The 14335-nt window shown below is 71.6% G+C and carries 13 protein-coding genes; 8 read left to right on the plus strand and 5 right to left on the minus strand.

What is annotated here, in order from left to right:
• Positions 1-538: OmpA family protein (locus tag E4099_RS18195; protein WP_135340142.1), on the plus strand; the 538-nt coding region annotated here is incomplete at its 5' end.
• 41 nt (positions 539-579) lie between these two features.
• On the opposite strand, the gene E4099_RS18200 is transcribed toward E4099_RS18195, so the two are convergent.
• Positions 580-1053, minus strand: a complete 474-nt coding sequence (locus E4099_RS18200) for a DUF192 domain-containing protein (RefSeq protein WP_245244956.1) — start codon at positions 1051-1053, stop codon at positions 580-582.
• A gap of 157 nt (positions 1054-1210) precedes the next feature.
• On the opposite strand from E4099_RS18200, the gene E4099_RS18205 reads away from it, so the two are divergent.
• Complete coding sequence (locus E4099_RS18205; RefSeq protein WP_135340143.1) at positions 1211-1957, plus strand: prepilin peptidase; 747 nt, start codon at positions 1211-1213, stop codon at positions 1955-1957.
• Between the two features lie 623 nt (positions 1958-2580).
• Here the strand turns inward: E4099_RS18205 and mgrA are convergent.
• Positions 2581-3621 (minus strand): L-glyceraldehyde 3-phosphate reductase, encoded by a 1041-nt coding sequence (gene mgrA, locus E4099_RS18210; protein WP_135340144.1) that lies wholly within the window; start codon positions 3619-3621, stop codon positions 2581-2583.
• Between the two features lie 138 nt (positions 3622-3759).
• Between mgrA and E4099_RS18215 the strand changes: the two genes are divergently transcribed.
• The 4 genes from E4099_RS18215 to E4099_RS18230 all read left to right on the plus strand — a co-directional run bounded on the left by E4099_RS18215 (position 3760) and on the right by E4099_RS18230 (position 9277).
• Positions 3760-4521: an isoprenyl transferase gene (locus E4099_RS18215; RefSeq protein WP_135340145.1), complete on the plus strand. Its 762-nt coding sequence runs from the start codon at positions 3760-3762 to the stop codon at positions 4519-4521.
• A 505-nt stretch (positions 4522-5026) separates the two neighbouring features.
• The gene (phoH2, locus tag E4099_RS18220) at positions 5027-6364 is read left to right on the plus strand and encodes an RNA 5'-3' helicase PhoH2 (RefSeq protein WP_135340146.1); all 1338 of its coding nucleotides are present in this window, start codon (positions 5027-5029) and stop codon (positions 6362-6364) included.
• A 467-nt stretch (positions 6365-6831) separates the two neighbouring features.
• Positions 6832-7554 (plus strand): aggregation-promoting factor C-terminal-like domain-containing protein, encoded by a 723-nt coding sequence (locus E4099_RS18225; protein WP_135340147.1) that lies wholly within the window; start codon positions 6832-6834, stop codon positions 7552-7554.
• Between the two features lie 145 nt (positions 7555-7699).
• Positions 7700-9277, plus strand: a complete 1578-nt coding sequence (locus tag E4099_RS18230) for an AI-2E family transporter (RefSeq protein WP_135340148.1) — start codon at positions 7700-7702, stop codon at positions 9275-9277.
• Between the two features lie 92 nt (positions 9278-9369).
• Here the strand turns inward: E4099_RS18230 and E4099_RS18235 are convergent, their stop codons facing one another.
• Both E4099_RS18235 and E4099_RS18240 read right to left on the minus strand, forming a co-directional pair.
• Complete coding sequence (locus E4099_RS18235; RefSeq protein ID WP_135340149.1) at positions 9370-9903, minus strand: alkyl hydroperoxide reductase; 534 nt, start codon at positions 9901-9903, stop codon at positions 9370-9372.
• Positions 9904-9905: 2 nt separating this feature from the next.
• Entirely contained in the window at positions 9906-10460 is a 555-nt protein-coding gene (locus tag E4099_RS18240) for a peroxiredoxin (RefSeq protein ID WP_135340150.1), read from the minus strand.
• Positions 10461-10567: 107 nt separating this feature from the next.
• On the opposite strand from E4099_RS18240, the gene E4099_RS18245 reads away from it, so the two are divergent.
• Entirely contained in the window at positions 10568-11533 is a 966-nt protein-coding gene (locus E4099_RS18245) for a LysR substrate-binding domain-containing protein (protein ID WP_245244957.1), read from the plus strand.
• Positions 11534-11558: 25 nt separating this feature from the next.
• Here the strand turns inward: E4099_RS18245 and E4099_RS18250 are convergent, their stop codons facing one another.
• Complete coding sequence (locus E4099_RS18250) at positions 11559-12083, minus strand: PadR family transcriptional regulator (protein ID WP_135340151.1); 525 nt, start codon at positions 12081-12083, stop codon at positions 11559-11561.
• Between the two features lie 223 nt (positions 12084-12306).
• On the opposite strand from E4099_RS18250, the gene E4099_RS18255 reads away from it, so the two are divergent.
• Positions 12307-14335, plus strand: a 2029-nt coding sequence (locus tag E4099_RS18255; RefSeq protein ID WP_135340152.1) for a transglycosylase domain-containing protein, incomplete at its 3' end; no start/stop codon positions are given.

Genomic DNA, 14335 nt, shown 5'->3' on the forward strand with positions numbered 1-14335 from the left:
CCGAGATCTACTCTTATGCGATCGTCGGCAGCGTCAGTTGTGTATAAGAGACAGGGTCCGTATCGACCCCTCGGACCCCGATCTCCGGCTGGCCGACGGCGCCGAGCTGGCACCCGGCCGGGTACTCGACATCACCTCCGTGGTGGAGACGGACGACGGCGGCGAGCGCCGGGAGGACACCGACGAGAAGGTGACCTTCGCCCTCCAGGCCGAGGTGCTCTTCGGCAAGGACAGCGCCACCCTCGGCCGCGCGGCCGCCTCCCGGATCCGGGAGGTCGCCGCGGAGATCCGCACCCAGCACGCCACCACCGTCCGGGTCTTCGGCTTCACCGACAGCCTGGGCTCCGCCGCACACGGCGTACAGCTCTCCAAACGCCGCGCCGACGCCGTGCAGCGGGCCCTGGCCCGGCACCTGGACTCCACCATCCGCTACGAGATCCGCGGCTACGGCGAGCAGTACCCGATCGCCGACAACGCGACGGAAGAGGGCCGGAGGAAGAACCGCCGAGTGGAGGTCGGCTTCGCCCGGGCCTCCTGACCACCCCCGACGGCCGCCCGCAGGCGTCACCACGCACGCCGTCACCCCCGGTCGGGCAGCGGTTCCACCGCGAGGGTGATTCCCGGACGCAGCCCCCAGCGCGCCATGGCCCCCGCCTCCGCCTCCAGGACGTGCCGGGCCCGCAGCCGGGGCCGCCCCAGCCGCCCCGGCACCATGGTGCGCACCGCCAGCACGGTCAGCCCGCGGTCCAGGTACGCCACGTCGATGGCGAAGCGCATCCGGATGGTGTGCACCCCGCCGGCCGGGGTGAGCAGCAGCGCCCCCTCGATACCGTCGCGCCCGAGCAGCCCCCGGGTCCTGGCCCGGTAGGACGCGGCGATCTCCAGAGGGACGCAGCGGGCCGAGGGGGGCGAGGGGGAGGCGCCGTGAGGATCGGCGGACGGCGCCCGGTCACCCGGCAGCCGCAGCAGCGCCGGCCCGTCCGCCCAGCCGCCGCGCCCGGAGCCGCGCCCCGGAGTCCCGTCGTTGCCCCTTGCCCCGCCGGGCTCGCTCATACCGTCTCCCGTCCGGTCCCGCGAGGACGCCCCGCCGGGCGTGCTCATCCGTCTCCCGCCCAGCCGCCGCGGAACGCCCCCCCCGTCTTCTGCTCGGGGCCGCGTCGCCTTCCGCGGTGAGTGTCCCAGCCGTACGCCCGTTCCGTAGGCTCGGCCCGTGGATCCCCTGCTGATCGTCGTCGCCGCGGGGTACGGCGCCGCCGTCGGGCTGCTGCTGCCGCGCCCGTGGTACCGGCTGGCCGTCGAACCCGGTCTGCCCTGGCGCACCGCCTGCCCGCGCGGCCATGCGCTGACCGGCCCGGCCCGGGGCTGGCTGGGGACCGCTCGCTGCCCGGCCTGCGGACCCGGGGAGCGGGAGTACGCGCCCCCCGGATGGCTGCCCGCGGTGGGCACCGCCGCGGTGTGCGGCGTACTGGCCGCGGCGGCCGGCGCGCGCCCGGAGCTGGCGGTGTGGCTGCTGCTGACGCCGCTGGGGGTGCTGCTGGCCGCCGTCGACCGGACCGTCAACCGGCTGCCCGACGTCCTCACCCTCCCGATGGCCGGAGCTGCCGCCGCGCTGCTGGGCGTGGCGGCACTGCTGCCGCGCGGTGCCGGTTCCTGGCGGCGGGCGCTGCTCGGCGGCGCGGTACTGGGAGCGTGCTATCTGCTGCTCTTCCTGATCAGCCCGAACGGGATGGGCCTGGGCGACGTCAAGCTGGCGCCGGCGCTGGGCATCGCCCTGGGGTGGTACGGCTGGGGCGTGCTCTTCCTGGGCGCCTTCGCCGGGCTGCTGCTGGGCTCGCTCTGGGGGCTGGGGCTGCTGGCGACGGGGCGCGCCGGGCGGAAGACTGCGATGGCCTTCGGCCCCTTCATGATCGTCGGGGCGGGCGTGGGCCTGGTTCTGGGGGCGCTCGGGGCCGCCTGAGGTCGGCCCGCAACGCGCCGGACTCCCCGCCGATGCACCCAGCACCCCTTACGAAGGGTTATGGTGGAAGCCCCCCCTCGGGCCGGTCCGTATCCCCCCCACGGACCGGCCCGCTTTGCGTTCTCACCGAAAGTCCTGCTGGTAGGCGGGTTGGCGCGGCCGTTGAGCGGGTCCAGCGAGGACGCCGACTGGCTGAAAACAACCCCTTGAATGCCCCGCTGATACGGGCTGAATGCCGAGGGCTGGCTGAAAATCGCCGTTCGGCGGGGGAGTGGAGGGCCCCGGCGGGTGAGATCTGCGACACACTCCCGGGCGGCCGTACGGGCCTGGGTGAGTCCGCCGAGTGGTTCGGCCCACCGCCACCACGTCCTTACCGCGCGCAACCGAACGAGGCGGCCGGGCTCCGTCCCCGACCCCGTACGGCCCAGCCCGCGGCAACGCGCATCCGGCCCCCGCCCCCCCCACTCACGACGGCGTGGCCCGCATCGCCGCCGGAGCGGTCCCGTACCGCCCTTCGGCGGAGCCGCGTTCCCTCTCCCGGGGGGTGTCAGTCGCGTGCCGCCGACTGGCGGAGACCCGGCGGGGTGCGGGGCCGCCGAGAGAGGAGACCCCGCACCGGGGTGTCAGCTGCGGGCCGCCCAGATGTTGACGCCCTCGGTGGTCGTCGCCAGGGTGTCGATCTCCGCCAGCTCCTCCTCGGTCAGCGCCGGCCCGCCCAGCGCCGCCACGTTCGCCTCCAGCTGGGCCACGCTGGACGCGCCGATCAGCGCGGAGGTCATCCGCTCGTCCCGCAGCACCCAGGTGAGCGCGAGCTGGGCCAGGGACTGGCCGCGCCGCCGGGCGATCTCGTTCAGCCCGCGCAGCCGCCGCACCGTCTCCTCGGTGAGCAGCCCCGGGTCCAGCGACTTGCCCTGCGCGGCGCGCGAGCCCGCCGGCACTCCGTCCAGGTACCGGTCGGTCAGCAGCCCCTGGGCCAGCGGGGCGAAGGCGATACAGCCCATGCCCTGCGCCTGGAGGGTGTCCAGCAGCGCGTCGTCCTCGATCCAGCGGTTGATCATCGAGTACGAGGGCTGGTGGATCAGCGCCGGAACACCCATCTCGCGCAGCAGCCGGGCCGCCTCGCGGGTCTGGCTCGCGGTGTAGGAGGAGACGCCCACGTACAGCGCCTTGCCCTGCTGGACCGCGGACGCCAGCGCGCCCATGGTCTCCTCCAGCGGGGTCTGCGCGTCGAAGCGGTGCGAGTAGAAGATGTCGACGTAGTCCAGGCCCATTCGGCGGAGCGAGGCGTCCAGCGAGGACATCAGGTACTTCCGCGAGCCCCACTCGCCGTACGGGCCGGGGTGCATCAGGTACCCGGCCTTGGTGGAAACCAGCATTTCATCCCGGTACGGACGGAAGTCCTGGGCGAAGATCCTGCCGAAGTTCAGCTCCGCCGAGCCGGGCGGCGGGCCGTAGTTGTTGGCCAGGTCGAAGTGGGTCACCCCGAGGTCGAAGGCGCGGCGCAGCAGGGCGCGCTGCGAGCCCAGGGTGCGGTCGTCGCCGAAGTTGTGCCACAGGCCGAGCGAGACGGCGGGGAGCTTCAGACCGCTGCGGCCACTGCGCCGGTACTCCATGGTGTCGTAGCGGGTGGCGACGGCCCGGAAGGGGGAGGTGGTGTCGTTCACGACGGGATCCTGTTCGGGGGACGGGGTTCCCCAGGACGCTATAACGCGGGGCGTCCCAGGTTGGCTTCGGCCCGTCGGCCCGCAGTAGGGTGGCGCCTTGGGGCGACTGCCACAACGAGGCACGGAGGGGCTGAAAACGTGAAGTTGCGCGACCTGGTGTACGGGCTCTACGCACGCCGGGTGGAGGGCCGCCTCGACCACGCCCAGGTGCCCAAGCACATCGGAGTCATCCTGGACGGCAACCGCCGCTGGGCCCGCGCCGACGGCCGCACCCTGGAGCAGGGCCACCAGGCCGGCGCTGACAAGATCCACGACCTGCTGGGCTGGTGCGCCGAGACGGACGTGGAGGTCGTCACCCTCTGGCTGCTGTCCACCGACAACCTCAACCGGCCGGAGGAGCAGCTCACCCCCCTCCTGGGCATCATCGAGGACACCGTGCGGAACCTGGCGGCCGACGGCCGCTGGCGGGTGCACCATGTCGGCACCATGGACCTGCTGCCCGCCCGCACCCAGACCGTGCTCAAGGAAGCCGAGCAGGCCACCTTCGACGTCGGCGGGATACTGGTGAACGTCGCCGTCGGGTACGGCGGCCGGCAGGAGATCGCGGACGCCGTCCGCTCGCTGCTGCTGGACCACGCGGACAGGGGCACCGCGATGGAGGACCTGGCCGAGACGGTCGACATCGACATGATCTCCGAGCACCTCTACACCCGCGGCCAGCCCGACCCCGACCTGGTCATCCGGACCAGCGGCGAGCAGCGGCTGTCCGGCTTCATGCTCTGGCAGAGCGCGCACTCCGAGTACTACTTCTGCGAGGTCTTCTGGCCCGCCTTCCGCAAGGTGGACTTCCTGCGGGCGCTGCGCGACTACGCGGCCCGCCACCGCCGGTACGGCAACTAGGTCCTGTCCCAGGGCGCCGCGCCCGGTCCCCTGCCCCCCCGCGAGCCCCTGAGCCGGCCTCAGGACACCCGCTACCCCCGCTTCCCGGAATCCGCACGCCCGGACCCGGCGCCCAAGCGCCCCCGGAGCACGCCCCCGCATCTCGTAACCGCTCCCAGCCCACCGCGCCCCGGAGCGCGCCCCCGCATCCCGGAACCCGCGGGGGCGAAACGGGGCGAAGTCCCGTGAAGAGGGGCCGTAGAACGCGGCGTTCACCTTCCCGTCGCATATGCCAAGGCATGCGGTCGCCGGTCCAGGGGAATATCCCTACAAGTCGACGTCCGCCCGCGGGCGTCCGGCAGCAGCGGGCGGCATGGGGCCGTCCGCCCGGGAGGCCCCTTGCACGCGGACCATGTGCGGATCGTGCGCGAACGCGGAGGGCCGGTGCACGGCCCTCACCGGGGCCTGAGCCCGGCCCATTCCCCCGCGACGCAGTCGCACCTCTCCCGAGGGGGTTCGTCCACCCGTGGTGACCAGTACGAAGCGCCGCCAGCACGACCGGCGCACCTATGTCCTCGACACCAGCGTCCTGCTGGCCGACCCGAACGCCATGACCCGTTTCGACGAGCACGAAGTCGTGCTGCCGGTCGTCGTGGTCACGGAGTTGGAGGCCAAGAGGCACCACCCGGAGCTGGGCTACTTCGCCCGGCAGGCCCTGCGCCTGCTGGACACGTACCGGGTCCGCTACGGCCGACTCGACGCCCCGCTCCCCATCGGCGAACTGGGCGGCACCCTGCGTGTCGAGCTCAACCACTCCGACCCGGGTGTCCTGCCCGCCGCCTTCCTCACCCATGGCGGCCGGCCGGGCGACAACGACTCGCGGATCCTCGCGGTGGCAAGAAACCTCCAGGCCGAGGGGTATGACGTCACCGTCGTCTCCAAGGACCTGCCGCTGCGGATCAAGGCGTCCTCGGTGGGGCTGCTCGCCGAGGAGTACCGCGCGGAGCTGGCCGTCACCGACTCCGGCTGGACCGGCATGGCGGAGCTGGCGGTGAGCGCGGAGCAGGTCGACGAGCTGTTCGCGGCCGAGACGGCGCACCTCCCGGCGGCGGCCGGACTCCCGGTGCACACCGGGCTGGTGCTCCAGTCCGACCGCGGCAAGGCACTGGGCCGGGTCACCCCGGACGGACGGGTGCGGCTGGTGCGCGGCGACCGGGAGGCGTTCGGCATCCACGGGCGCAGCGCGGAGCAGCGGGTCGCCCTCGACCTGCTGCTCGACCCGGACGTGGGGATCGTGTCGATGGGCGGCCGGGCGGGCACCGGCAAGTCGGCGCTGGCGCTGTGCGCGGGGCTGGAGGCGGTGCTGGAGCGCCGGCAGCACCGCAAGGTGATGGTCTTCCGGCCGCTGTACGCGGTGGGCGGGCAGGAACTGGGGTACCTGCCCGGCACCGAGGCGGAGAAGATGAACCCCTGGGCCCAGGCGGTCTTCGACACCCTCTCGGCGGTCACCACCTCGGACGTCATCGAGGAGGTGGTGGGCCGCGGCATGCTGGAGGTGCTGCCGCTGACCCACATCCGGGGCCGCTCGCTGCATGACGCGTTCGTCATCGTGGATGAGGCGCAGTCACTCGAACGGAATGTGCTGCTGACCGTTCTGTCCCGGATCGGTGCCAACTCCCGGGTGGTGCTCACCCATGATGTGGCGCAGCGGGACAACCTCCGGGTCGGCCGGTACGACGGAGTGGTGGCGGTGGTGGAGAAGCTGAAGGGGCATCCGCTCTTCGCCCATGTCACGCTCACTCGCTCGGAGCGCTCGCCCATCGCCGCCCTGGTGACCGAAATGCTGGAAGAGGTGTACGTCTGACCGGGTAACAGGTGGTACGCCCCGGTCTCGGCGGGGGCGTCCCCGGGCGCCGTGTGGCGGGTCAAGGAGCCTAGCCGCGCGGCGCCTTGGCGTACGGGGCTTTCCGAAAATCAGCCGAAGTAAACGGGGTGTGAGCTTTCACACGCACCAGGGAATTGCCACGGGCGTCCGTATCCGGCAGGGTGTGGTTCCTGTCAGGCCCCGCATACGGCACACCTGCATCCCCGGTACGTCCGAGGGTGTCCCCCGGATCGCTCCGGGGAGGTACGGAACAACAGAAGAGCGTTCGCCGTATGCCGCCCGAGCACCATGCGGACCTCCTCCGGGAGGGCCCACCGGGTCCGTGCCTCCCGTGACCATTCGGCCCCCGACGCACCATCAGGGGATCGGACTATGGAGGCCAGCGCCAGGGGCACGATTGCGTCCGCAAGGTCACCGCGCTGCGGGCGACGCTGGAAGGAAACCGTGTGAGCCGGATTTCGGTCCGGGGATTCGCAGTGGCATCCGCCACCGCGGTCACCACTGTGGGCGCCGTCGTGGGTGTCGCCGTCGGCGACGAACAGCACTCGTCTCAGCAGCCGGTCGAGGCGACCGCGGCTGACGCGACCATCCTCGCGGAGATCCCGGCCGGGCAGCAGGCCCAGGTCCAGACCGCATCGCTGACGCAGCAGGCGGACATCCAGTCCACCGCGGCCGACGCCGAGGCCAAGAAGTCGGCCGAGGAGTCCGCACGCAAGCAGGCCGCGAAGGACGCCAAGGCCAAGGCCGAGAAGGCCAAGGCGGAGAAGGCGGAAGCCGAGCGCAAGGCCAAGGAGGAGCGCGAGGCGAAGGAGAAGGAGCAGGTCGCCAGCCGCTCCGCCACCCGTGACGCCTCCAGCTTCACGCCGCAGGCCTCGTACAGCGTCGCCGAGGTCCAGGCGATGGCCCGGCAGATGATCCCGGGCGACCAGTTCCAGTGCTTCAGCAACATCGTGAGCCACGAGAGTGGCTGGAACTACCGCGCCGTCAACGCGTCCTCCGGTGCGTACGGTCTGGTGCAGGCACTGCCCGGCTCCAAGATGTCCTCCGCGGGCGCCGACTGGCAGACCAATCCGGCCACCCAGATAAAGTGGGGCCTCAACTACATGAACGGCCGGTACGGCAGCCCCTGTGGTGCCTGGTCGTTCTGGCAGGCCAACAGCTGGTACTAGGCCGGCGCGCGCGACGCACCGGCTCAAGGTGCCCGCGACGCCTGTGTGAACTGACGAAGCCCCCGACCGCAAAGGCCGGGGGCTTCGTGTGTCCTCCGGTACCGTGCTTCCGAAGGCCACGGGGGAGTGGGGGTAGGGAAGAGACATGTCCAGACTGCCAAGGCTGGTCGGTGCATTGGGGGCCGGGCTGACCCGGCTCTCCGCCCGGTTGGACGCCAAACGGGCCGAGCTCGGTGCCGCCGAGGCGGCGAGCGAGGATGCCGCCGAGCCGTCCGGCGCCGGACGGCCCGCGGCCGTACCCGCCGCCACGCCCCCCGAAGCCGCACCGGCCGGGTCGCCGGAGGCCGCCACCCCGGTCGCGCGCCCCGAGCCGGCCTTCGCCGAGCAGGCTCCCGCGGAGCCGGTCCCCGCCGGAGGGCTGGGGCCGCCGGCCGCCACCGCCCTGGGGCCGCCGGCGGAACCCCTGGACTCCGTGCTCCCGGAGGCGGCGGACGGAAACCCGGTCGAGCCCCGTGCCGCCGCCGTGGTCGGCCACCAGGCCGAGGCCCGCGCCGAACGGCCCCGGCAGGTTCCGGTGCCACCGGCCTACGCCCCGGCCGTGGCCGCCAGGCAGGACCCGGTGGCCGCCGTGCCCTACGGGGTGCGGGTGGCCGCCGAGGCGGGGTGGCGGCTGCTGGTGCTGGCCGGCACCGTCTACGTACTGATGCGCGTGATCAGCTCGGTGCAGCTGGTGGTGCTCTCCTTCACCGTCGCCCTGCTGATCACCGCCATGCTGGAACCCTCGGTGGCCCGGCTGCGGCGGCGCGGGGTGCCGCGCGGGCTGGCCACCGCCATCGTCTTCATCTTCGGCTTCGTGGTGATGGGCCTGGTCTGCTGGTTCGTGGTCTGGCAGGTCATGGAGAACGTGGACGACCTGTCCGTCCAGGTGCAGCAGGGCATCGACGACCTGCGGGACTGGCTGATCAAGGGCCCGTTCCATGTCACCGAGGACCAGATCAACGACATCGCCAAGAACCTGCGCGAGGCGGTCGGCGACAACACCGAGGAGATCACCAGCGCGGGCCTGGAGGGCGTCACCGTCATCGTGGAGGTGCTGACCGGCATCCTGCTGGCGATGTTCAGCACCCTCTTCCTGCTCTACGACGGGCCCAAGATCTGGAACTGGGTGCTCAAGCTGGTGCCCGCCCCGGCCCGGGCGGGCGTCGCGGGCGCCGGGCCGCGTGCCTGGCAGACCCTCACCGCGTATGTGCGCGGCACGGTGATAGTGGCCCTGATCGACGCGATCTTCATCGGCGTGGGCATCTACTTCCTGGATGTCCCGATGGCGGTGCCGCTGGCCGTCTTCATCTTCCTGTTCGCCTTCATCCCGCTGGTCGGCGCGGTGATCTCGGGTGCGCTGGCGGTGGTCGTCGCCCTGGTCACCCATGGGGTGTTCACCGCGACCATGGTGCTGGTGGTGGTGCTGGCCGTGCAGCAGCTGGAGGGGCACGTCCTGCAGCCCTTCATCCTGGGCCGCGCGGTGCGGGTGCATCCGCTGGCGGTGGTGCTCTCGGTGACGGCCGGCTCGCTGATCGGCGGAATCGGCGGGGCGGTGGTGGCGGTGCCGCTGGTCGCGGTCACCAACACGGTGGTCGGCTATCTGCGCGCCCAGAACAAGGAGGCCGCGCTGCGGGCGGCGGCCGGCGGCGCCCCGGAGGAGCCGGAGCCCGCGGAGTCGGGCTGAGCACCCGGGGGAGCCGGGAACGCACCGAGGGGAGCCCCGCCGTGCGGCGGAACTCCCCTCGGATGTGGCGTGTGTGACCCGGATGGCCCGGATTACTCGGCCAGCACGGCCTCGGCGTCCAGGGTGGCGCCGACGGCCTGCAGCACCGCGGCGATCTTGAACGCCTCCTGGATGGTCTCGCGGTCCACCCCGGCCTTGCGCAGCACCTGCTCGTGCGAGTCCAGGCACATGCCGCAGCCGTTGATCGCGGAGACCGCCAGCGACCACAGCTCGAAGTCGACCTTCTCCACGCCCGGGTTGCCGATGACGTTCATCCGCAGACCCGCGCGCAGGTTGCCGTACTCCGGGTCCGACAGCAGGTGCCGGGTCCGGTAGTAGACGTTGTTCATCGCCATGATGGCGGCGGCCGACTTGGCGGCGGTGTACGCCTCGGGCTTCAGGTTGGCCTGGGCCTCGGGCTCCAGCTCCTTCAGCACGCGAGCCGAACGGGAGGCGATGGCGCAGGCCAGCACCGTCCCCCAGAGCTGCTGCTGCGGCAGGCTGGAGTTGCCGATCACCGAGCCGAGGTTCAGCTTGAGATCCTTGGCGTAGTCCGGCAGCGCGGCCTTCAGCTCATCGAGGGCCATGCTCACTCACCGGCCAGGAGCGCGACCGGGTCAAGGGTGTCCTCGCCCTTGTTCCAGTTGCAGGGGCACAGCTCGTCGGTCTGCAGCGCGTCCAGAACCCGCAGGACCTCCTTGGGGTTACGGCCCACGGAACCGGCGGTCACCATGGTGAACTGGATCTCGTTGTTCGGGTCCACGATGAACACGGCGCGCTGCGCGAAGCCGTCCGCACCCTCGACGCCGCAGGCCCGCATCAGCTCGTGCTTGGAGTCGGCCAGCATCGGGAAGGGGAGGTCGCCCAGGTCCTTGTGGTCCCGGCGCCAGGCGTGGTGCACGAACTCGGAGTCACCGGAGACGCCCAGGACCTGCGCGTCGCGGTCCGCGAACTCCTCGTTCAGCTTGCCGAACGCGGCGATCTCGGTCGGGCAGACGAAGGTGAAGTCCTTCGGCCAGAAGAAGACCACAGACCAACCCTTGACGTCCTCCGAGGAGAACTCCTTGATCTCGAGCTTGTCCGTGGACGGGCCCTCGACGCCGAGCAGCTTCCACGCGGGGAACTTGTCACCGACAGTCAGCACTGCGGTTCCTCCTGTATCAGTGGGGTTGGACTGCCACAACCCTGCCACAGAAGGCATTGATCAGTGAAATAGCTAGACTTGCTGCAGTTGATCGGAGGTGGTTATCAGTGGCTGTTCCTGTCGGACCGCAAAGCGCCGCGGGAAAGATACGGCAGCCCAGCCTGTCCCAGCTGCGCGCGTTCGTCGCGGTGGCCGAGCATCTGCACTTCAGGGACGCGGCCTCGGCGATCGGCATGAGCCAGCCGGCGCTCTCCGGGGCGGTCTCCGCGCTGGAGGAGGCGCTGGGGGTGCAGCTGCTGGAGCGTACGACCCGCAAGGTGCTGCTCAGCTCGGCGGGGGAGCGGCTCGCGGTGCGCGCCCGCAGCGTGCTGGAAGCGGTGGGCGACCTGATGGAGGAGGCCGAGGCGGCGCGCGCGCCCTTCACCGGGGTGCTGCGGCTGGGGGTGATCCCCACCGTCGCGCCCTATCTGCTGCCGACCGTGCTGCGACTGGTCCACGGCCGCTACCCGGACCTCGACCTCCAGGTGCACGAGGAGCAGACCGCCTCGCTGCTGGACGGGCTCGGCCAGGGCAGGCTCGATCTGCTGCTGCTCGCGCTGCCGCTGGGGGCCCCCGGCATCACCGAGATCCCGCTCTTCGACGAGGACTTCGTCCTGGTCGTCCCGCGCGGCCACCACCTGGGCGGACGCGAGGACATACCGCGCGAGGAGCTCCGGTCGCTGGACCTGCTGCTGCTGGACGAGGGGCACTGCATGCGCGACCAGGCCCTGGACATATGCCGGGAGGTCGGTCGGGCCGAGGGCGGCACCGGCGCCACCAGTGCCGCGGGTCTGAACACCCTGGTCCAGCTGGTGGCCGGCGGTCTGGGGGTGACCCTGCTGCCGCGCACCGCGATCCCGGTGGAGACCGGCCGCAGCGGTGATCTGACCACCGGCTCCTTCCGCGCCCCGGCGCCCTCCCGGCGGATCGGCCTGGCCATGCGGGCGGGGGCGGCCCGGGCGGAGGAGTTCCAGGCATTCGCCGCGGCGCTGCGGGGAGCGCTCAAGCCGCTGCCCGTGCGGTTCGCCTCCTGATAAAGGCTCCCCGCGGCGCCGGTGGTCAGCCGCGCACCTGGGCGGCCAGCTGGTCGAGGCGGGCGGCGGTCAGCTCCAGCCAGCGCAGGTCGGCCTCCAGGTGGAACAGGGCGTGGTCGCAGATCAGCTGGTCGGCGAGGTCGCCGCCGCGTTTGCGCTGGGTGAGGTCGCGCATCAGCCGCAGATGGGTGGCGCGCTGCACGTCCAGGATGTCGGCGGCGCTGCGGCCGGTGAGCAGGGCCAGGACGACCTTGGTGTAGAGGGTGGACTGGAGGTAGGGCTCGGGCTTCTCGGGTTGGCGCAGCCACTGGTCGACGTCGGTGATCCCGGCGTCGGTGATGGCGTACCGCTTGCGCTCCGGGCCACCGCCGTGCTCGATGCCGTCGACCTCGACCAGGCCGTTCTTCAGCAGCCGGGACATGGTCGAGTAGACCTGTCCGTAGTGCAGCGGGCGGTCGTGGCCGAAGCGTTCGTCGAAGGCCCGCTTGAGGTCGTAGCCATGCCGCGGGCCGGCTTCCAGGAGTCCGAGCAGGGTGTGGCCGATTGACATGAATCGCACTCTATACCACATGTATACGCTCTATGTATAGATGTGAAGAATAGGTGGCCCTCCAGGGGGAGTCGGGGATCGGGGTCCGGGCCCAGTGGTTGCTCCGGTCCGGGGTGCTGATTGTCACGTCCCGAAAAAGCATGATCAATGCCCTATTTGCGGCAGTCGCGGGTTAGCTTCGACAGCTGGCTTGGGGGACGACGCGACGGGAGCGACAGAAGCGATGGGCCGAGCGGACATATCCACCGGCGAGGGCAGCGGGTCGAAGCGGGCGCGGACCGGTATCCGCCGCTTCTTCACCTGGCGGCGGCTGATCGCCTACGCCCTGTCGATGTGCCTGCTGCTCATCGCCGCCTTCGCCGCGCTCTACGTGTGGGTCGACGTACCCGACGCCAACGCCAGCGCCAAGGCCGAGAGCAACATCTACACCTACCGCGACGGCACCGTGCTGGCCCGCACCGGTGCGGTGAACCGCGAGTCGGTGCCGCTCCACCGGGCCCCCCTCCAGGTGCAGCACGCCTTCGTCGCCGCCGAGAACAAGGACTTCTACAGCGACCCCGGCGTCTCCCTGAGCGGCACCGCCCGCGGCATCGCCAACACCCTGCTCGGCAAGGGCAAGCAGGGCGGTTCCACGATCACCCAGCAGTACGTCAAGAACTACTACCTCAGCCAGGAGCAGACGGTCACCCGCAAGCTCAAGGAGCTGGTGATCGCCCTCAAGATCGATCAGCGGATGTCCAAGGACGAGATCCTGGAGGGCTACCTCAACACCAGCTACTACGGCCGGGGCGCCTACGGCATCCAGGCCGCCGCCCACGCCTACTACGGCGTGGGCGTGGAGCGGCTGACCGTCGCCCAGGGCGCCTACCTGGCATCCCTGCTCCAGTCGCCCAGCGCCTACGACTGGGCGGTGGCCGGCCCCAACGGCAAGCGGCTGGTCACCGCGCGCTGGAACTACGTACTGGACAACATGGTCCAGAAGCACTGGCTGGACGCCGGCACCCGGGCCGGGCTGACCTTCCCCAAGCCGATCAGCCCCCGCCCGCTGCCCGGCATGAGCGGCCAGAACGGCTATCTGGTGGAGGCCGCCAAGGCGGAGCTGCGCCGCAGCGGCGTCAGCGACCAGGAGCTGGCCGCCGGCGGCTGGACCATCCGGCTGAACATCGACAAGAACAAGCAGCAGGCCCTGGAGCGGTCGGTGGACCAGCAGCTCAACCGGAAGCTGTCGCCCGCCACCCGCACCGTCGACCAGCAGGTGCAGGCCGGCGCCGCCTCCGTCGACCCGAAGACCGGAGCCGTACTCGCCCTCTACGGCGGCCGCGGGTTCACCGAGCACTACACCGACAACGCGCTGCGCCGCGACTACCAGCCCGCCTCCACCTTCAAGCCGCTGATCCTCGCCTCCGCGCTGGACCACGGGGCCACCACCCAGCAGGGTGCCCCGATCGGCCCCGACACCGTCTACGACGGGACCAGCCAGCGGCCGGTGACCGGCAGCAAGGTCCCCTTCGCGCCGCCCAACGAGGACGGCCGGGACTACGGCCGGATCACCGTGCAGCAGGCCATGAACCACTCGGTCAACTCCGTCTTCGCGCAGATGGCGGTGGACGTCGGGCTGTCCGAGGTCAAGCAGACCGCCGTCGACCTCGGCATGGACCCCAACGCGAGCGGCTTCGGCGAGAACCCCGCGATGTCGCTGGGCGTGATGGGCGCCAGCCCGCTGGACATGGCCGGGGTGTACGCCACCTTGGACAACCACGGCAAGAAGGTCACCCCGCGGCTGGTGGCCTCGGCCCAGCACGGCGACGAGCGGGCCGAGCTCCCCGGAGCCATCGGCGGCCAGGTGATCAGCCGCACCGCCGCCGACTCGGTCACCTCGGTGCTGACCGGTGTGGTCGACGACGGCACCGGGCATGCGGTGCGCCGCAGCGGCCAGGCCGTGGCGGGCAAGACCGGCACCTCCGACGACGACAAGTCGGCCTGGTTCGTCGGCTACACCCCGAAGCTGGTCACCGCGGTCGGCCTGTTCGGCGAGGGTGAGCACGGCACCCAGGTGTCCCTGCGCGGCGCGGCCGGCGGTGGCCGGGTCAACGGCGGCGGCTTCCCGGCCCAGATCTGGGGCGCCTACATGGACCAGGCGCTCAGCGGAACCCCGACGTCCGCCTTCGACCTCGCCACCGGGACGAGCACGGATCCGGCGCCCGTGGGCACCGAGACTCCCTCGGCCCCCGCCACCCCGGACCCGGCCACCC

Source organism: Streptomyces palmae (genome assembly GCF_004684805.1).
Classification (GTDB): domain Bacteria; phylum Actinomycetota; class Actinomycetes; order Streptomycetales; family Streptomycetaceae; genus Streptomyces; species Streptomyces palmae.

Excerpts from the sequence above, each read along its gene's own strand:
- E4099_RS18200 (WP_245244956.1), bottom strand. The coding sequence starts at position 1,053 with ATGAGCGAGCCCGGCGGGGCAAGGGGCAACGACGGGACTCCGGGGCGC.
- E4099_RS18230 (WP_135340148.1), top strand. The coding sequence starts at position 7,700 with ATGTCCAGACTGCCAAGGCTGGTCGGTGCATTGGGGGCCGGGCTGACC.
- E4099_RS18235 (WP_135340149.1), bottom strand. The coding sequence starts at position 9,903 with ATGGCCCTCGATGAGCTGAAGGCCGCGCTGCCGGACTACGCCAAGGAT.
- E4099_RS18250 (WP_135340151.1), bottom strand. The coding sequence starts at position 12,083 with ATGTCAATCGGCCACACCCTGCTCGGACTCCTGGAAGCCGGCCCGCGG.